Genomic DNA, 18,531 nt, shown 5'->3' on the forward strand with positions numbered 1-18,531 from the left:
GCCGGGGCACAGGTGCGTGCGGGGTGGCGGCGCGGTGGGCGCCGCCCGAACGGCGCTACACGAGCCCCGCCTCCGCCACCCGGGCTGCGCCGCCCAGCTGCAGGCGCAGGTCCAGAACGTCGCCGACGGCGACGGGTCCGGTGAGTGGCACGACGACGTCGTGCCACGTGTAGGGGTCGCCGGCGGGCACCTCGACAGGGGCGGCCAGCGCGGTCCACCCCTCCTGACCGGCGGGCCGGGCCTCGACCCGGACGAGCGCCGGCTGCGGCGAGGGCCACGCGCGGGAGGCGACGCGCACCCGCACGGCGGAGACCGGCGAGCCCACGTGCACCCGGTGGTACCGGGCCCAGCCGTCCTCGCGGTCGCGCACGACCTCGACGCATGCGCCGGCCTCGCGGTCACGGTCGGACGTGACGACCCCCGAGACCGCGTGGAACGCGGAGGCGTCGAGCAGGGTGCCGTCCTGCACGGGGGCCCAGGGCCCGCGCACGGTGAGCACGGCGACGGCCGCCTCGTCGTCGGCGTGGGCGCCCGTGACGAACCGGTACGTGCCGGGCTGGACGACGAACGCCCCGGGGACCTCGGGGCCGCCGGTCGGGTGCGGTGCCCGCGCGGCGACGTCCCACACGGCGAGGGTGCCCAGCGGCACCGGCAGCTCGACGACCTGACGCTCGCCGGGGGCGAGGTGCACGCGGGTCCAGCTGACCAGGCGGCTGCGGGGTGCGGGCACGGGCACGTCGTCGGGCGCCTGCACGTAGAGGGCCACGAGCTCGTCGACCGGTCGCGGGCCCGTGTTGGTCACCGTGATGCGGGCGCGGACCTCCGCCGGGTCGCCCTCGTCGGCCGCGAGCACGGTGTCGTCGAGGAGCGAGGGGTCGGCGAGCAGCGGCGTGCGCGCGGGCGTGTGCGCTCCGGTGACCGCGGGCGCCTCGGCGTCCGTGGCCGTGAGCTCGAGCGACTCGTGCGTGACCTGCGTGTACGACAGGCCGTGCCCGAAGGCGAACAGCGGCGTCGCGGCGTTGTACCGATAGGTCTGCCCGCTGCCGACCACGTCGTAGTCGAGCAGGTCGCCGGCGTCCTCGACACGCCGCCACCAGGTCTGTGCCAGGCGCCCGGACGGCTCGACGTCCCCGGAGAGCACGTCGAGCACGCCGTGCCCGAGCTCCTGACCGGCGTGCGAGCTCCAGACGACCGCGGACGCGCGGCTCGTCTCGTCCTCGATCGCGTACGGGTAGCTGGAGACGACCACGAGGACGGGCCGGCTGCGACGCGCGGCGGCGTCGAACGCGCGTCGCGCGGTGGGCGGCAGGTCCAGGTCTGGGCGGTCCTCGGTCTCGCGTCCGGCGATGTGCGGGTCGTTGCCGACGGCGACGAGCACGGTGTCGGCCCCGGCGCAGGCCTGCTCGATCTCGGCGGCGCCGTCGCGACGCACCTCGAGGTCGAAGCGGGTGGCCGTGGCCTCCTCGCCGTCGGCGACGAGCACGCCGGTGTGCCGCTGCACGCGCAGCCAGCGGCCGCTCGCGCGGTGCCGGAACGTGGCCGTGCCGTCCTCGTGGCGGTGGATGACGAACAGCTCGTGCACGACCCAGCCGTCGACCTCCTGCGCGTCGGCGCGCACGAACGCGCCGCCCCCACCCAGGAATGCGCCCGTGTCGTCGCTGCGCAGCGTGACGACGTCCTGCCCCCAGTCGGTGAGCGCGAACGTCGAGCCCGGCGTGAGCGCACCGGCGGTGACCGCGGCGTCGCCCGCGGTGGTGTCGACCGCGAGGTAGCGCCCGGTCGAGACGTCGCGCAGGGCGACCCGGTCGATCCCGTCGACCACGCGCAGCTCGGCGTCCGGGTAGCGCTCGCGCACGCCGTCGGCGAGCGTCGTGCCGTAGAGCAGCGTGCCGGAGTACCAGTCGCGCAGGGTCACGTCCGCGAAGGGCCCGACGAGCGCGATGACCTGCGGTGTGGTCAGCGGCAGGGCACCCTCGGCGTTGGCCAGCACGACGACCCCGCGGCGCGCGACCTCGCGGGCGAGCGCCCGGTGCGCCGGTGCGTCGAGCGCGTCGGCGCTCACCCGGTACGGGTCCGTGCCGGACAGCTCGCCGGTCTTCGCGCGCAGCTCGAGCACGCGCAGCACCGCCAGGTCGATGTCCGCCCAGGTCACGAGCCCGGCCTCGAGGGCAGCCGTGAACCGCTCGATCGTGAGCCGCGGGTCGTCGGCGTTCTCGGTGTAGGAGTCGACCCCCGAGCGCAGCGCCGCGGCGTGCGCGCTGACGTGGTCGGGGTGGTAGCGCTCGATCTCGACGATGCTCGAGGGAGCCTGCGCGTCGGAGACGACGGCCACCGACCCGGGCGTCCAGGACCGCAGCTCGTCGAGCAGCTCGCGCGCGACGTGGTTCGGTCGGCCGTTGACCTGGTTGTACGACGGCATCACGGCGCCGACCACGCCCGCCTGCAGCGCGGCGCGGAACGCGGGCAGCTCGTGCTCGCGCAGGGTCTGGGGCGGCAGGTGTGAGCTGGCAGCCGAGCGGTCGACCTCGTTGCCGTACGCGAGGTAGTGCTTGAGCGTCGGCACCGTGAGCCAGACGTCGGGGTCGTCGCCGCGCAGGCCCGCGCAGTAGCCGGTGGCCAGCACGCCGGTCAGGTCGGGGTCCTCGGAGTAGCCCTCCTCGGTGCGACCCCACAGCGGGTGCCGGGTCAGGTTGACGACGGGCGCCCACACGTTGAGCCCGGCGCGCGGGTCGACGACGCGCTTGGCGCGCACCTCGGTGCCGACGACGCGGCCCACCTGCGCGAGCAGCCGCGGGTCCCACGAGCACGCCATGCCGACCGGCTGGGCGAAGCTCGTGGCCTCGCCGAGCCAGGCGAGCCCGTGCAACGCCTCGGTCCCGGTGGTGAAGGCGCCGAGGCCCAGCCGCTCGACGGCGGGGACCCGCTGGTGGAGGAACGCCAGCTTCTCCTCGGGGGTGAGGGCGGCGAGCACGTCGGCCGGTGCGGGCGGTGCGACGACCGCCTCGGCCTCGGTGCGGTGGACCTGCGTCTCTGGGGCCACGGAAGAGCCTCTCGCGTCGTTGCGGATCTGCCGGATGGGCGTCGGGCGGCAGCGCTGCTGCGCGGCTCGCCGAGCACTCTGGAAACGTTACCAGTCGGGGCTCTATGCTGGCGCGTGGTCCGGGGTCGTGCGCGCGGACGCGCCGATCGCCGGGCCCGCGCGCCACCACCGTCGGTGACGCCGCGATCGCGCCGACCGGAGGTATCCGTGGCCCTGACCGACATGCCCCTGCCCGAGCTGCGCGAGTACCGACCGGCCCTCGAGGCACCGGACGGACTCGTCGACTTCTGGACCGACACCGTCGCGCAGTCGCGCGCCGCGCAGGCGGACGGCCCCACCCTGGTCCCGGCGCGGACGCCGGTCACCGAGCTCGTCGTCGAGGACCTCACGTTCCCCGGCTTCGCGGGCGACCCCATCCGCGCCTGGGTGACACGTCCCCGGCGCGAGGGACGCCTGCCCGTCGTCGTCGAGTACGTCGGCTACGGCGGCGGACGCGGCCTGCCCGGCGAGCGGCTCCAGTGGGCGCTCGCCGGCTACGTGCACGTCGTCATGGACACCCGCGGGCAGGGGTCCGGCTGGGGCAACGGCGGCGACACCCCGGACCCGCACGGCTCCGGGCCCTCGTCGTCCGGGTTCATGACGCGCGGCATCGAGGACCCGTCGACCTACTACTACCGACGCCTCTACACCGACGCCGTGCGGCTCCTCGACGCCGTGCGCACGTTGCCCTTCGTCGACGTCGATCGCATCGCCGTCACCGGCGGCAGCCAGGGCGGCGGGATCACGCTGGCCGCCGCGAGCATCTCCGGCATGCTCGACGAGCCGCTCGCAGCCGCCATGCCCGACGTCCCCTACCTGTGCCACTTCCGGCGCTCCGCGCAGGCCACCCCGCTGCCCCCGTTCACCGAGCTGCGCACCTACCTGTCCGTGCACCGCGACCGCATCGAGGACGTGTTCCGCACCCTCGCGCTGTTCGACGGCGCCGTGCTCGCACCGCACGCGCAGGCGCCCGCGATCTTCTCGGTCGCGCTCATGGACGACGTCGTGCTGCCCTCGACCGTCTTCGCCGCCTTCAACGCCTACGGCTCCGCGGACCGTTCGATCGAGGTCTACGAGTTCAACGGGCACGAGGGCGGGCAGCTGCACCAGTGGGTGCGGCAGGCGGACTGGCTCGCCGAGCGCGTGTAGTCCGGAACCTCGGACGGCGGGGCGCCTGCGCGACCTGGCGACCCGCCGTCCTGCGCGCGCCACCCCGATCTGCCCCTTCGGCGAGTGCCGCTGACCCTAGAATCCGTCACGTCCGGCCAGGTGGGCGGGCATCGAGGGACGTCAGGGGGCGCGGCCATGCACGACGCGGAGACGGTGCGACTGGCCGTGGCGAGCGCCCGGGAGAACCTGGTCGATCGCGACGTCCTCGCGGAGGTCGTCGCGCTGTGCGCGGTCGCCGGCGAGCACCTGCTGGTGATCGGCCCGCCCGGGACGGCCAAGTCGCAGGTCGTCCGCCTCGTGGCCGAGCGGATGGGCGGTCGCTACTTCGAGTACCTGCTGGGGCGGTTCACCGAGCCGAACGAGATCTTCGGGCCGGTGGACCTGCGTCGGCTGCGCGAGGGCGTCGTCGAGATCGAGACGGCGGGGATGCTCCCCGAGGCCGAGGTGGCGTTCCTCGACGAGGTCTTCCTCGGTTCGACCGCGATCCTCAACACCCTGCTGAGCATCCTCAACGAGCGCACGTTCCGGCGGGGGCGCACGGCCATGCGCGTGCCGCTCCGAGTGTGCGTGGGCGCCTCGAACAGCCTCCCGGAGGACCCCGCACTCGCTGCGTTCGCCGACCGGTTCCTCGCGCGGGTCTTCGTCGAACCGGTACCCGATGCCCGGCTGGAGGAGCTGCTCGAGTCGGGCTGGGCGGCGTCCCGCTCGCATGCCGTCCCAGAGCCGGGACCATCAGCGGCCGGGGCTGCCCCCGACGGCCCGGTCGTCCTGGCTGCCCTGGACCGCCTCGGACACTCCGCGCTGCGCTGCGATCTCAGCGGCGTGCAGGGCGATCTCGCCTCGGCGGTGCGGCAGATGCGCTCCGCCGGAGTGGCCCTCAGTGATCGACGGGCGGTGCGCACCCAACGGCTCGTGGCGGCTGCGGCCGTTCTCGACGATCGCGACCACGCGACAGTCGCCGACCTGTGGGTGCTTCCTCTCGTGGCCCCCACCGCCGATGCGCAGGCCACGATCAGGGAGGTCCTCGCCGACGTGCTCGCCCAGGGGCGCAGCTCGAGCCTGCTGGGCGCCGCGGAGGACTTCGCCCGCGGACCGGCAGCCCGTGCCGACCGGCTGGCGCGGACCGGGAGCGACCTGCTCGCCCGCGAAGGGGAGCTGCCGGCCGGATCCGAGCAACGCCTGCGGTTCGAGGCGACCCTGCGCGAGATCGACAGCGCCTTCGACCCCGCTCACCTTCCCGACCACCTCGCCGAGATCCGCACCCGGCTGGTGGACGCGGTCCAGGGTTGAGCGCCTCTCAGCGTCCGAGCACCGTCCCGAGCGCCGTGCCGGCAGCGGTGCCGATCGCGTGGGTGCGCCGAGAGCCGCCGCTGACCCCGGCCGCTGTGACCGCCACCGGCAGGGCGTCCCACGCGCTCGCGCGAGCGACCTCGGCCCGGGTCGACGCGGGCTCGGCCGGCCTGCGTGCGGCCGGCCGCCGTGCCGACGGTGATCTCGACCGTCTTGTCGTGCTCGGCGACACCGAGGACCTGCCGTGGTGCGCGGGCGCGCGGTATCTCGGCTGGGAGGCAGGTGTCCTCGTTCCCACCGAGCGGCGTCCGACCGTTCCGACTGACATCCTCGCGGCCCAGGCACGGGCCCTCCTGCTGGGGGCTGCGCTCGTCATCGTGCTGCCTGATGCACTGGTCGGGATGCCGATGCCCGGCCGTACGGTCGACGGGCCGACCCTGCGCGCGTGGATCGGGGAGTGACGTCGTGGAAGGCATCCGGTGGACGGGTCGGGCCGAGCTGCCCTCGCCGCTGCACGGCTGGGCTGCGGCGTTCGCGGCGCTCACCCCGGCGGTGCTCTCGGGTGTCATGCCCATGCTGCACCGGCTCGACGAGCTCGTCTCGCGCCACGGAGACGCCGAGTCGGCCACCGGAGAGCCCGCCGGCCTGGCGGGTCTGAGCACCCGCGGCATCCCCGAAAGACTGCTGGTCTCGGAGTGGCTGCTGGCCGAGGAGCTCCCGGAGGAGTTCCTGCGTCGCGCAGCCTCGCGTGAGCTCCTGCACCTCGACACCGCCTACCGGCAGGCCCCGCCGACCGGCACCACGAAGGTGGTCGTGGACGTCGGTCCCGCTCAAGCCGGAGCTGCGCGTCTGGTCCAGCTCGCCGCCCTGGTGGTCCTGCACCGGAGGGCTCGCAGCCAGGGTGCCGATCTCGAGCTGGGCGTGCTCGGCGAGCCGGCCGACAGGTGGCACGGCGGCGAGCTGCCCGAGCTGCTCCGCACGTGGCTGAGCGCGCGGAGGGCCTCCGAGCCGACCCCGGACGAGGTTCGCGCCCGCCACGAGTCCGCCGACCGGGCGTGGTTCCTGCTCGCCCCCGGGCTGGCCGCAGGCCTGCGCGGGAGCGGTCTGCCCAGCCGCCGGGTGCTCACGGCCGACGAGGCCGACTGGGACGATGCCGGAGTCGTCGCGGCGAGGGTCGTGCTGGCCGGTGAGGGCGTCCACCTGCCGCTGCCGCCCCATCCCGTCGGCGTGCGGGTGCTCCGCGGCGAGGGCTTCCGGCGCATCCCGGCGGCCGGCAGCGACCCGCAGGACAGCGCAGCTGTCCCATTTCTCAGGAGCGCAGGTTTCACGGGGACCTCTCGGAAGCTGGTCGGTCGTGGGGTGGGGGAGGGCGATGTCGTCACCGCCGACACCGGTGCGGGGGCACGACCAGCGCGGGTGCGTGTGCACCGCTTCTCCGGTGCTGTGATCGCGGCGTCCGTCAGCGGGCGTCGCATGATCGTCGTGCACCAGCACGGAGCCGTGGTGAAGGTCTCGGTCGTCGGCAGGCGCCTCGGCGACTGGCACGGGGTCACCTTCCCGCGAGAGGTGTGGGGGTTGTCCTCCGCGGATCTCGCCGAGATCGTCGCCGGGCCATTGCAGGCGGTGCACCACGCGGGCGGGTCTCTGTGGATCCGAGTCCCTTCCGGTTGGTACCTGGTCGATCCGTCTCTCGATGTCGTGCCGGCGGCGGCCACCGTGCTGGTCACTCCCACGGGTCCGGACTCCGTGACCGAGGTCGGGCGTCAACCGGCGTGCCTGTGGACGCGCCATGGCGTGCTCGGGGATGTCTCGGCCGATGCGCCAGCGGTGGGCGGCGGTGGATGGGTCGCCGCACAGGCGGACCCGGGTCGCTGGGTTCTGGTCGGGCCCAGCAACGGTCGTCATGAGTTGCGCGTGGCGTCCGGCGACGAGCCGGTCGGGTTGGTCACGCTCTCCGCCGTGCCGCACCTGGTGGTGCGGTCGGCCGCCGGGCTGCTGCTGCGGCTCGTCGGGCCCGGCGGCACCCGCACGCTCACGGGGCTGTCCGGCGAGGTCCAGCGCCTGTCCGTGCACCCCTCGTTGCCGATCCTTGCTCGCGACCTCGACGACGGTCGTGTCGAGATCCACGACCTCCTCGCAAGCACGCGGCTGGGCGTCTTCTCAGGGAGCCTGGGATGAGCCCCCGGCCGCCCTGGTGGGGATCGACACCGGCCGACGTGCTCGTGATCGACGCGCCGACGATCGGACCGGGCGCCGCGCGAGCACGGGTGCTGCGCGCCTGGGAACCCGGCTCCACGCTGCATCTCCTGCCCGACGGCAGATGGGCGCTCCGACTGGCCGTGGGCCGCCTGTGGCGCGCCGAGTCCGCGCCCGGCCTGCCGCTCGGCCGGGACGCCGACGGCCGCCTGCGGTGGACCTGGCACGGGGTGGCGCACCAGGCGGCGCTCGACGAGCTGCCTCGCGTCCCCTTGGTGGGATGGGTGGACCTGGCTGCGCTGCCGGTCGAGCGCCTGGTCCCGCTGGAGCGCGCGGTGGCGCCCGAGGCCAAGATCGTGGCCACACCGTCCCCGCCCGCGGTGGACCTGTCCCGTCTGGCGCGGGTCGGGCGTGACTCACGTGCCACCGCCGTGGCCGCCGAGCTCGCGCGACGCTCGGCCGAGGCGCAGGGGCGGGGACGAGGGGGGCGAGGGCGACAGGAGTCCGGTGGTGCGGTGCCGCGCCGCAACCGCCTCGCCGAGCTCGTGCTGCGATCGCCGACCGGTGGCCTGGTGACCCGGCGGCACGCCCGCTACCTGCGCGAGCTCACCGAGGACTTCGAACGCCGCAACTTCGACGCCGCACTGCGTCGGGCCATCGCGCTCACCGGTGACGGCGGCAGGCTGAGCCTGCGGATGCCGGCCCCGCGAGCCGGCAGGTTGAGTCCACGCACCGGCCCGCAGGGTCCTGGACGAGCGCTGGGCGTGGGTGGCGCGACGGTCGACGGCCATCTGCGGGCCCTGTACCAGCAGGCTGCCGAGCGGCTCGAGGCCGACGCGCGTGTCGAGGAGGCGGCGTTCGTCCACGCCGACCTGCTGGGTTCCGTGGCGGACGCCGTGCGCCTGCTCGAGCGCCACGAGCAGCCCGCACTGGCGGCGACACTCGCCCAGGAGAGAGGGCTTCCGGTCGAGACCGCCGTCCGCTTGTGGTGGCGGGCAGGGGAGCGGGAGCGTGCCATCGACCTGGCGCGGAGCCGTGGTGCGTTCGCCGCGGCGGTCGGGCGTCTGCCCGCTGAGGACCGAGCGGCGTGGCGCCGGGAGTGGGTGGCGTTCTGCCGTGCGACGAGCGACCCCGCCGGCGCGGTCAGGGCTGCCTGGCCGGAGCCGGGCCTGCGCGACGAGGTGCGGTCGGACCTCGCCAGCGCGTGCGCCCTCGGCGGTGCCGATGCGGCCGAGATGTTCGCCCTGGCCGTGACCCACATGCCGGGTGACGGCGCGGTCGAGGCCGCCGACGGGCTTCTCCGACGTCCGGTGACGGACGACGCGCCGAGCAGGTTGCGGTTCGTGGAGACCCTCGGCGCCTGGGTCGTGACCGATCCTGCTGCCGACCGTCGCCTCACCGCCCAGGCGCTGCGGCTGCTCGTCCGAGAGCCGCGGCTGCTCTCGGATCTCACCGGTCCGGACCGCAAGCGGCTCGTCAACGCGCTGGCGGGCCGCGCCGACCCGCTCGCCGCGGCGGACCTTCCACGCCCCGTCGTGCCCCCGAACCGACCGGGCGTGGCGCCATCGGTCACCGTGGCGGGTGCTGGGCAGATCCCGGTGCTCGACGCCGCGATCACCTCTGCGGGTGTCCTCCTGGCCCTAGGCGACCACGGAGTTCGGCTCGCCGGCCCGGCGGGCCAGACCCTTGCGCGCTGGGACGTCCCGGCCCATCAGGTCGTGCTGGCAGACCACGGCGCGGCGGCCCTGCTCGCCGTCCGCGGGGACGCGCTCACCGAGTTCTACCGTCTCGACCTCGTCACCCGGAGGGTCGGCCGGTGGTTGACGTTGCGCCTGCAGAGGACGGCCTCCTCCTTCGGTGGTGCGGGCCTGCTCGCCTGCGACTCGAGGGGGATCGTCCTGCTCGACACCACGAGCAGCGGGGCGGCCCGAGAGCTCTGGCGGCAGCGTCTCGGACCCTGGGAGGTGGTCGTCGACCTCGCGCGCTCGCCGTCCCAGTTCGCGGCGGTGATCCGTGCGGACGGCAGCGGTGAGCTGCCGCCTGGGCTGCACCTGTGGCGGTGGACCTCGACGGACATGCTGCTTCGAGGTCGAGACATCGTGGAGCTGCCGCTCGCACCGGTGACCTCGACTGCCTTGAGTGCTGCGGGCCAGCTGGTCACGGTCCACGCGAGCACGGACGGGGCCGGCTCCGTCGTGCGGCGCCAGTATCCGTACGGGGGCGCGGCCATGAGCCAGCCGGTGGCCGAGCCGATCCAGGCCGTGGCGGGCGGAGCCGAGTGGGGCTTCGCCTCGCAGACGCCGCGCGGGCTGCTCGTGCAGGGCGACCGTGCGGGAGTGATCGGCCTCGCGGGGAATCCCTGGGAGGTGCTGCTTCCGGGTGCTGGCTCGGCGGGACTTCGGGTCGGCCCGCAGCGAGTCACGGTCTGGGCCCCGGACGGGCGAGTCGTCGCACTCGACACGGCTACCGGTCGCGTCCTGGCACGGTTCGTGACGAGCGCCTGAGCGACCCGAACCGAGAGGTGTGTCGACCACGGTCGGTGCAGGCGTCAGCGTTCGCGGCGGCGCATGCCCGCTCAGGTGGTCGCCCGGGTCACGAGGTCGACGAGCTGCGTCACGTCGGCGTCCCCGTCGAGCGCCTCGGGCAGGGTGGCGGCCTCGGCGCGGAGGTCGGCGGTGCTGACCTGCTCGGACCACGGCCCGCCGACGAGCCGATCGGTCAGCATGGCGATGACGAGGTCCTGGCGCAGGCGGGGCGACGCCTCGCGGGGCGTCGACGCGCAGTCGGACCCGGCCAAGGTGCCGGATGCCTCGACGGCCCGGCCTGAGTCGTCGAGGTAGCGCACGGTCGCCGTCACGAACGACTCGTCGGACCGGTCCTCGCGGAGGGTGACCTCGTAGAGCGCGGTGGTGGTGTGGCCCGCGAAGATCTCGCCGCCGTCGATGGCGTCGTTGCGGAAGTCCTCGTCGGCGACGGCGCGGTTCTCGTAGCCCAGGAGCCGGTAGCCGGAGACCTGGGCGGGGTCGAACTCGACCTGGGCCTTCGCGTCGGTGGCGGCCACGACGAGCGAGCCGGTGAGCCCTGTCGCGAACACCCGCTCGGCCTCCGCGTCGGTGTCGACGTAGACGTGCCAGCCGTCGCCCTGGTCGGCGAGCTGTTCGAGCAGCTGGTCGTTGTAGGTCGTGATGCCGACGCCGACCGAGATGAGGTTGATCCCGGACTTGGCCTCGGTGCTGATCCGATCCAGGATCCCCTCGGAGTCGGTCTCGCCGACGTTCGCGACCCCGTCGCTGATGAGGATCACGCGGGTCATGCGGCCCTCGGTGCGCATCGACATGGCCAGGTCGTAGCCGAGCGCGAGCCCGGCGGCGGCGTTCGTCGAGTTCTGGGGCCGGAGCTCGTCGATGGCCGAGAGGATGGCCTCTCGCTCGGACACCGGCGTCGGCTCGAGAGCCACGGAGGCCTCGGTCGAGTAGCACACCATGGCCACGCGGTCGGTGCGCTCCAGCGAGGTCACCAGCGTCCGCAGGGCCGCCTTGGTCGTCTCCATCTTGCCGGCCTCGCCCATCGACCCCGAGCAGTCGACGACGAGTGCGAGGTCGGCGTCGGCGCGGTCGGCGCGGTCGGCCGGCGCGCTGCTGATGCCCACCCGGACCAGCTGGTGGTCGGGCCGGAAGGGCAGCGCGGTGGCGTCGATGCTGACCCCGAGCCCACGCTCGGGCGCGGGGTAGTCCTGCGCGAAGTAGTTGATGAACTCCTCGGTGCGGACCTCGCTCGGCTCGACGTAGCCCCCGTTGGACACCGCGTCGCGGAAGCGCGTGTAGGAGCCGGTGTCGATGTCGAGCGCGAACGTCGAGAGGGCGTCCGCTGCCGGGTCGGTCATCCCGACCTGGTCCGCCTCCCCTGAGGACTCAGGGTCCGGGTAGGGCGCCTCGACGTCCTCCGGTGCGGGCTGGCTGTAGCCGGTGTCCTGGTCCTCGCTGCCGCTCGCGGAGCAGCCGGCCAGGGCCACCGCCACCACGATCGCCGCGCCCGCGAGACCGGTCATCCTGCTGTGGCTGATCCTCATCGTTGCCCCCTGTGTCCGTCATGGCGTCCTGGGCCGACAGTAGGGAGCGGGGCGATCGTCGCGGGTCGGAAGTGGGCGCCCGTGATCGGAACGATGGGCTTCCGTGTCCCGATCGGTGCCGGTGTGGCCGGACCGTGACCTGGGGCTACGCCGTCCGGGTGCGACTCTCGTCGTGCGCGACGGGGGTTTGGAACCCTCGGCGCCGGGCGCCGCCGGCCCCGGAGCCCATCTCCGCTACAGCCGGACATCCATCAACGCTACGCATGGACGGCAACCAAAGCTACGGCTAGACATCCTGCTGCGCTACCGCGCGACGCGCTCGCCACGGGAGCCCTTGCCTGCCGCGGCTACACCTCGAGACCCAGGGTCCCGCCGTCTGGTGTAGCGGGGATGCCGCGGTGGGGTCGACGGTCCTTCGCGGTGGTGGGCCAGCGGACTCGGGCGGCGTCCTGGGCTCGTGTGCGTCGACGGCGAGCAGCGTCGCGCCCCTTGATGAGGGGGCTGGGTCGTTCGGCCTCGTAGGTCCACGTGCAACCTTGGTGGCGACGCGGCACGTCGCGTGAGGGGCAGGCCTTGACCTGCAGAGACTGTGGAGCGGGTGACGGGAATCGAACCCGCGCTACGACCTTGGGAAGGTCGAGTTCTGCCATTGAACTACACCCGCACAACCCTCGATCCGCTGGTTGCGCACCTGGTGGGGAGCGCGTCCGGCCGATGTCGGCCCCGACAGCATACCCGCCCGGCGTGGGCTCGCGATGCGTGTCCCGCACCCGGCCGGGGCGAGCCCGGCGAACGGACGCGAGCCGCACAGAACCGGCCCACCGGCCCGGCGGTCGTGGCAGGGTCGTCGGCATGGCTGCTGCGCTGCGCCCGTTCCACCCGTCGGACCTGCCGGGCATGTACCGGCTCTGCCTGCTGACGGGTGCGGCCGGCGGGGACGCGAGTGCGCGGTACCGGAACCCGGACCTGCTGGCGCACGTGTACTGCGGTCCGTACCCGGTCGCCGACCCGGGGCTGACGTTCGTGGTCGCGGACGAGGACGGCGTGGGCGGCTACGTCGTGGCGACGGCGGACACCGTGCCGTTCGAGGAGTGGATGGAGCGGCGGTGGTGGCCGGCGCTCCGGGTCCAGCACCCGCCGATGGCGGACCCGGGGGACGGCACCGAGGACCACGTGCTGGTCGAGCGCCTGCACGCGTGGCGGCCGACGCCGGACCCGCTGTACGAGGAGTTCCCGGCGCACCTGCACGTCGACCTGCTGCCGCGCCTGCAGGGCCAGGGCTGGGGGCGGCGGCTGATCGGGCGGTTGGTCGACGAGCTGCGCGAGCGGGGGGTGCCCGGTCTGCACCTGGGGGTCGACGGTCGCAACGGCGGGGCGCTCGCGTTCTACGAGCGGCTCGGGTTCCGGCAGGCGCGCGTGCACGAGTGGGGCTTCACGCTCACGCTCGACCTGCGATGAGGGCGAGTCGACGGGTCGCCGCGCTGGTGGTGGCCACGGCACTCACCGCCTCGGGATGCGCGGTCGAACGGCCCGGTCCGCCCTCGTCGGCGGTGTCGCCGACCGACGCCGCGGGTCTGCCGTCGGGGGTGGACGCGACGGCCCAGCCTGGCGCCCTGACCTGGGTCGACGGCACGGTCGTCGTCGCGCGGGACGTGTCGCTGTCCTCGGCCCGGCTCGCGGCGGAGGGCGTCGACCTGGTGAGGCTGTCCACGTCGCCCGCCCCGGGGGACGGCTCGAGCCTCGGGGCGCTCGCCCTGCTCGCCGACGGGTCGCTCGTCGTCTCGCGGGCCCCGGCTGACCAGTACGACGGTGGCGCGTGGTTGTCGGAGCCGTCCGTGATCGGCACGCTCGTCGACGGGGAGTTCCGGGCCTGGCCGAGCTCGCAGGACGTGCTGGAGGACGAGCACCCGCGGCAGGTCTACGACGCGTCGGCGGACGGTGATGTCGTGGCGTGGGCGGAGACGCCGAGCACGCAGGTGGGTGTGGACCCGTGGCGGATCTTCGCGCGGACCGGTGACGGCGCGACGACCCTGGTCGCCCGCGCGGAGGACGCGGGAGCGGGCGGTGAGGCGGGTTCGCTCCTGGTGGCCGGCGAGCGCGTCTACTGGGCGTCGAGCCGCGGGGTGGTCTCGCGTGACGTCGCGGGTGAGGAGCCGATTCGGCTCGAGGTGCCCGGCGCCGCGCAGCCGGCGATCGGCGACGGCGGCCTGTACGTGGCGCGCACCGGGCCGGACGGGACGTTCGGGGTCGCGCGGGCCGACGGCGAGGGCGGGTCGTCGCCCGTCCTGGCGTACACGGGTCCGGCGGGCGCCTCGGTCGGGTCGCTCGTGGCCGACGGGGACCGGCTCGCCTTCGTGGTCACGTCCCCGACCGATACCGGCGGGAGCGTGCAGGTGGCCGACCTGGCGGCCTCCACGGTGACGAGCGTCGCGCTGCCGTCCTCGGGTCGGTCGACCTCGCTGGCGTTGTGCGGCGACCGGCTGATCTGGACCTCGGCCGATGGATCGGGAACCACGCCGGACGAGCCGGTGTACGTGCTCGACCTGGTGAGCGGGGACCTGGTCGGCGTGGTCGTCCCGGGCAGCTTCGGCGGCGTGCTGTGCGCGGGCGACCTGGTCGCGTGGCGGACGCTCGTCCCGCCTGATCGGGCTGCGACCACCACGGTCGTCCGGTGGGGCGCGGGCTGAGGTCGATCGGTGGGTGCGTCGATCGGGCAGAGACCCGATCAGGTCAGGCGGCGTCCACGTCGTGCGCGCGTCGATCCGCGACCCGGACGGTCCAGTCGTTGCCCTTGGCCCCGCTCGGCTGGGCGGCGGTCGTGCGTCGGGGGCGGGCATCGGCCACGACAGCGGGTGCCGGTCGGGCGGCGGAGCGACGGTGCCGGGTGCGCAGCAGCGCGAGGCAGGTGATCAGCCCGACGACGGCCCACACCGCGTTGGTCACCGCGGACGGCCACACGCCCCCGACCGCGGCGATCGTGCCCATGAGCACGCCGCTGACGACGTTCGCGAGCTGGTACCGGCCGGAGCTCGCCTGCCACCGGCCGGTGCTGACCAGCAGGTAGGCGGCCAGGCAGAGCACGGCACCGACCCAGCCGAGGGCGGTGACGACGGTGTGCACGGCGGGCTCCTGGCGGTTCGGACGGTCGGTCGGACGGACGCGGTGGGTTGGTCGAGCGGTGCCGGGCCGCGATGCCCGACGCCCCGATCGTCGCGCGCCGACACCTTCAGCACAATCGAACTCTGCTGCTCCCGGGGTCAAGCAGAACTGAATGCTCCGATACGCTGACCGGTATGTCCGCAGATCCGCGCCGCCTGGCCTTCCTGCTCGCCGTGCACCGGGCAGGCGGCGTGCTCGCGGCCGCCGACGAGCTGCGGGTGACCCCGTCCGCCGTGTCGCAGCAGATCGCCCGCCTCGAGGCCGAGGAAGGCGTCACGGTGCTGGACCGCGGCCCGCGCGGGGCGACCCTCACCGCCGCGGGGCGGGTGCTCGCGGACGCGGCTGAACGCATCGAGGCCGAGCTGGTGGCGGCGAGCAAGCAGCTGGCCGCCCTGGAGGGCGAGGTCTCCGGCACGGTGACGGTCGCCGCGTTCCAGACGGCGATCCGCGCGGTCGTCGGCCCGACGATCGGTGCCGTCGCCCGCCGGTACCCCGGGATCAACCTCGTCGTCGAGGAGCGCGACAAGACCGAGTCGCTGCGCCGGCTGCGCGAGGGCGACGTCGACGTGGTGCTGCTCGAGCGCGACGCCGACGCCGACACCACCGCACCGCGCGGGCAGCGCGACGTGGTGCTGCTGGAGGAACCGTGGCGGCTCGTGCTCCCCGCCTCGGTCGCGGCACCCGCACAGCTATCCGACCTGCGCGAGGCCACCTGGCTGGCCTCGGTCGAGGGCACGGCGGGGGACAGAGCCCTGCGCCGCATCGCCGGCGCCGTCGGCCCGCTGCGCACCCGCCACGTCTTCTACGACTTCGACGTCGCCCTCGCCCTGGTCGCCGCCGGCCAGGGCGTCGCGATGCTCCCGGCGCTGGCGCTGCAGGGCGAGCTGCCCGACGGGCTGGCGGTGGCGACCGTCCCCGGTCTCGGCGCACGCCGCCTCGTCGCCCGCCACCGTGCCACCCGCACCCAGCCCGGCGCGGCGGTCACCGCGGTCGTCGAGGAGCTCCTGGCGGCCTCCGCCGCGCTCGACCTCGTGTGAAGTCAGCTCCGGGCGCCTGAAAGGACCAGGCGAATCGCCCGCGCCGAGGTGCGTCGCGCGATAGCGTCCGGCCTGGTGACAGGGCTCTGCCACCTCACTCCCGACGACGGGTGGACAGGATGTCAGGACGCGGTCGATGGGTGGTCGCCACGGCGGTGGCGGTGACGACGCTCTGCGTGGCGGGCTGCACCGCGTCCGACCCGCTCGACGGGCTCGGCGGCGACGGTCTCGCGGCGCGATGCGCCGACGAGAGCCTGCCCCGGCTCGAGGACGCCGTGCTGCAGGGCTGCAACGGTGGCGAGGGGCAGGGCCAGTTCGCGGTCAGCCTGGACACCGGCGGCTACGACCTGCTGGTGCTGTGCGAGGACGCCGAGAAGGTGTCGATCGTGACCGACGCGGACGGCCCGATCCCCGTCATGGTGCGGACCGACTGCCCCGAGGGCGCCGACCCGGTGCGCGTGCACGTGGCCGACCTCGAGGCGCCGGTCGACACGATCGTCAAGGTAGCCCAGCAGGGCGAGGGCGAGTCCGCGTGGTTCCTCGTCCCCGAGTGACCGTCGCTCGACCTGGTGTGGTCATACTGGTACCGGTATGGTCCGTCCATGGACGCGGCCGCTCTCATCCGCACGGCCCGCGAGCAGGTGGGGCTGAGCCAGCTCGCGCTCGCGGAGCGCGCCGGCACATCCCAGCCGGCCATCTCGCGTTACGAGTCGGGCGCCAGCTCGCCGTCGATCGAGACGCTCGACCGGATCCTGGCCGCGGCCGGCGCCCGGCTGGAGCTCACAGTCGTCCCCTCACCGCGTCGCCTCGACGTGCGCGGCATACGCATGTCGAAGCTCCGTGACCACCGCGACCGCATCCTGCGCACGGCCCACCGGCACGGCGCCACGAACCTGCAGGTGTTCGGGTCGGTGGCGCGCGGCGAGGACGGGCCCGACTCCGACATCGACCTCCTCGTCGACCTCGACGTGCGCACCCGGGGGCTCCTGCCCGTCGCGGCCCTGCAGGACGAGCTCGAGGAGTTTCTCGGCGAGCGGGTCGACATCGCACCCCGGCAGGCGCTCGCACCGCACGTCGCGACCGCCGCCCTCGCAGAGGCAGTCCCGCTGTGAGCCGCACACCCCAGCAGCGCCTGCAGGACATCCTCGAAGCGATCGATGCCATCGATCGTGCGGACGTGGTGCTGCGTGCACACGACCCGGGGGACGAGATCGCCCTCGTCGCGCTCGACGCCATCCAGTACCGCATCATGACGATCGGAGAGGCCGTGAAGGCACTCCCGCCGTCGTTGCGGAACGACCACCCGGACGTGCCGTGGTCCGACATCGCGCGGATGCGCGACCTGATCGGGCATCACTACTACCGCCTCGACGCGCAGATCGTCCGAGCGACGATTCAGGCACCGATCGCGCAACTGAGGGCGACGTGCCAGGCGGCGCTCGATGCTGGCTGAGCCCCGGCGTCAGCCCGTGACGCGGAGCGTGAACGAGCCGGTGCGTTCCTCGCCGGGGGCCAGGACGAACACGCCGGTGCCGGGCACGCCCGCCTCGTGCAGCGCGAAGCCGCCGTTGACGTTCGTGACGGGCTCGACGGCGAAGTAGCCGCGCCGGCGCGGGGAGTAGAGCACCAGGTGCGAGTAGACCGGGTCGACCTCGACGTCGACGGTGACCGCCGGGTCGTCGTAGGTGATGCGGATCGGGCGGCCGGGCTCGAGGTCGGTGAGGACGTCGTCGATGAACGCGTGCCCCAGGGCGTGCGGGCTGCGGAAGTCGGCGCGGCGGGGCACGTCGCCGGCGGGGCCGGCGGCCATCGCGTCGACCAGGCCGTAGCCGCGGTGCGCGGGCACGTCGAGCACGGGGCCGTCGCCGAGCAGCGCGGCGGGCGTGCCGCCGAGGCCGTGACCGGACCCGACAGGTGCCAGGGTGCGCTGCAGGTACGGGTGGTGGCCGAACCCGGCGGGGAACGGCGTGGTGTCGGCGTTGCGGATGCTCGTCGTGACGACCAGGGCGTCGCCCTCGAGCGCGTAGCGCAGGCGGGAGACGAACCGCCACGGGAAGTTCACGCCGACCAGGTCGCTCGTGTCGAGCTCGAGCTCGACGGCGGAGGCCGTGCGCTCCACGACCGTCCACTCGGCGTACCGGACGGCGCCGTGGATCGCGGTGCCGTCGGCGCCGTTGCGCTGCAGCTGCCACGTGCCGCCCGCGAACGGCAGGCGCCCGCCGCGGATGCGGTTCGACCACGGCACCATGGGGAAGCTCGCGCACTTCTCGGGGTCGCCGAGGCGGGTGCGCGGGGTCGGACGCAGCAGGTCGCGCCACGTCCCGTCGGCCGTGCGGATGCGACCGGCGGCCAGCGAGGCCCCGGTCGCGGGCAGCACGTCGAGCTCCCAGCGGTTCGAGCGCAGCGTGAGCACGCGGGGGTCGGCGGTCGCGTCGGTGACGGGGGACGTGGTGTGCACGACGCGCCCGACGGTGGCGACCGCAGCCGCCACCGTCGAGCCCGTGCGCGCGTGCTGTGCGTGCGTCATGGAC

15 protein-coding genes and 1 tRNA gene are annotated in these 18,531 nt (G+C 74.3%); 11 read left to right on the forward strand and 5 right to left on the reverse strand.

The features are described 5' to 3' along the window. Positions 1-55 precede the first annotated feature (55 nt). Complete coding sequence (locus BKA22_RS08045; RefSeq protein ID WP_146953389.1) at positions 56-3,040, reverse strand: glycoside hydrolase family 3 C-terminal domain-containing protein; 2,985 nt, start codon at positions 3,038-3,040, stop codon at positions 56-58. Positions 3,041-3,247: 207 nt separating this feature from the next. Between BKA22_RS08045 and BKA22_RS08050 the strand changes: the two genes are divergently transcribed. The 5 genes from BKA22_RS08050 (at position 3,248) to BKA22_RS08070 (ending at position 10,239) form a co-directional block, all read left to right on the forward strand. Then, on the forward strand, positions 3,248-4,228 hold the full coding sequence (locus tag BKA22_RS08050) for an acetylxylan esterase (RefSeq protein ID WP_146953388.1): 981 nt from the start codon (positions 3,248-3,250) through the stop codon (positions 4,226-4,228). Between the two features lie 156 nt (positions 4,229-4,384). After that, positions 4,385-5,539 carry an AAA family ATPase gene (locus BKA22_RS08055; protein ID WP_146953387.1) on the forward strand — a complete coding sequence of 385 codons (1,155 nt, stop codon included), beginning with the start codon at positions 4,385-4,387 and terminating at the stop codon, positions 5,537-5,539. Further along, complete coding sequence (locus BKA22_RS08060) at positions 5,536-6,000, forward strand: bpX5 domain-containing protein (protein WP_146953386.1); 465 nt, start codon at positions 5,536-5,538, stop codon at positions 5,998-6,000. Before BKA22_RS08055 ends, BKA22_RS08060 begins: the two co-directional genes overlap by 4 nt. A gap of 4 nt (positions 6,001-6,004) precedes the next feature. Further along, positions 6,005-7,717: a hypothetical protein gene (locus tag BKA22_RS08065; RefSeq protein ID WP_179561694.1), complete on the forward strand. Its 1,713-nt coding sequence runs from the start codon at positions 6,005-6,007 to the stop codon at positions 7,715-7,717. Further along, complete coding sequence (locus BKA22_RS08070; protein WP_146953385.1) at positions 7,714-10,239, forward strand: bpX6 domain-containing protein; 2,526 nt, start codon at positions 7,714-7,716, stop codon at positions 10,237-10,239. Before BKA22_RS08065 ends, BKA22_RS08070 begins: the two co-directional genes overlap by 4 nt. A gap of 71 nt (positions 10,240-10,310) precedes the next feature. On the opposite strand, the gene BKA22_RS08075 is transcribed toward BKA22_RS08070, so the two are convergent. Continuing rightward, positions 10,311-11,783 (reverse strand): vWA domain-containing protein, encoded by a 1,473-nt coding sequence (locus BKA22_RS08075; protein WP_179561695.1) that lies wholly within the window; start codon positions 11,781-11,783, stop codon positions 10,311-10,313. A 611-nt stretch (positions 11,784-12,394) separates the two neighbouring features. After that, positions 12,395-12,468, reverse strand: a tRNA-Gly gene (locus BKA22_RS08080). Between the two features lie 188 nt (positions 12,469-12,656). Here BKA22_RS08080 and BKA22_RS08085 point away from each other — a divergent pair. Further along, positions 12,657-13,262 carry a GNAT family N-acetyltransferase gene (locus BKA22_RS08085; protein ID WP_146953383.1) on the forward strand — a complete coding sequence of 202 codons (606 nt, stop codon included), beginning with the start codon at positions 12,657-12,659 and terminating at the stop codon, positions 13,260-13,262. Then, positions 13,259-14,491: a hypothetical protein gene (locus tag BKA22_RS08090; RefSeq protein WP_146953382.1), complete on the forward strand. Its 1,233-nt coding sequence runs from the start codon at positions 13,259-13,261 to the stop codon at positions 14,489-14,491. Before BKA22_RS08085 ends, BKA22_RS08090 begins: the two co-directional genes overlap by 4 nt. A gap of 43 nt (positions 14,492-14,534) precedes the next feature. Here BKA22_RS08090 and BKA22_RS08095 read toward each other — a convergent pair whose 3' ends face one another. After that, positions 14,535-14,924, reverse strand: coding sequence for a CBU_0592 family membrane protein (locus tag BKA22_RS08095; RefSeq protein ID WP_179561696.1), 390 nt, complete (start codon positions 14,922-14,924; stop codon positions 14,535-14,537). A gap of 173 nt (positions 14,925-15,097) precedes the next feature. Between BKA22_RS08095 and BKA22_RS08100 the strand changes: the two genes are divergently transcribed. From BKA22_RS08100 to BKA22_RS08115, 4 genes are all read left to right on the forward strand, one after another. Then, positions 15,098-16,000, forward strand: coding sequence for a LysR family transcriptional regulator (locus tag BKA22_RS08100; protein WP_146953381.1), 903 nt, complete (start codon positions 15,098-15,100; stop codon positions 15,998-16,000). Positions 16,001-16,140: 140 nt separating this feature from the next. After that, on the forward strand, positions 16,141-16,554 hold the full coding sequence (locus BKA22_RS08105) for a hypothetical protein (RefSeq protein ID WP_146953380.1): 414 nt from the start codon (positions 16,141-16,143) through the stop codon (positions 16,552-16,554). A gap of 48 nt (positions 16,555-16,602) precedes the next feature. After that, positions 16,603-17,112 carry a helix-turn-helix domain-containing protein gene (locus BKA22_RS08110; RefSeq protein WP_146953379.1) on the forward strand — a complete coding sequence of 170 codons (510 nt, stop codon included), beginning with the start codon at positions 16,603-16,605 and terminating at the stop codon, positions 17,110-17,112. Next, positions 17,109-17,453, forward strand: coding sequence for a HepT-like ribonuclease domain-containing protein (locus tag BKA22_RS08115; protein ID WP_146953378.1), 345 nt, complete (start codon positions 17,109-17,111; stop codon positions 17,451-17,453). The genes BKA22_RS08110 and BKA22_RS08115 overlap by 4 nt, the downstream gene beginning before the upstream one ends. A gap of 9 nt (positions 17,454-17,462) precedes the next feature. On the opposite strand, the gene BKA22_RS08120 is transcribed toward BKA22_RS08115, so the two are convergent. Beyond that, on the reverse strand, positions 17,463-18,527 hold the full coding sequence (locus BKA22_RS08120; RefSeq protein ID WP_146953377.1) for an aldose epimerase family protein: 1,065 nt from the start codon (positions 18,525-18,527) through the stop codon (positions 17,463-17,465). Positions 18,528-18,531: the final 4 nt, after the last annotated feature.

Source organism: Cellulomonas soli (assembly GCF_013409305.1).
Lineage (GTDB): Bacteria > Actinomycetota > Actinomycetes > Actinomycetales > Cellulomonadaceae > Cellulomonas > Cellulomonas soli.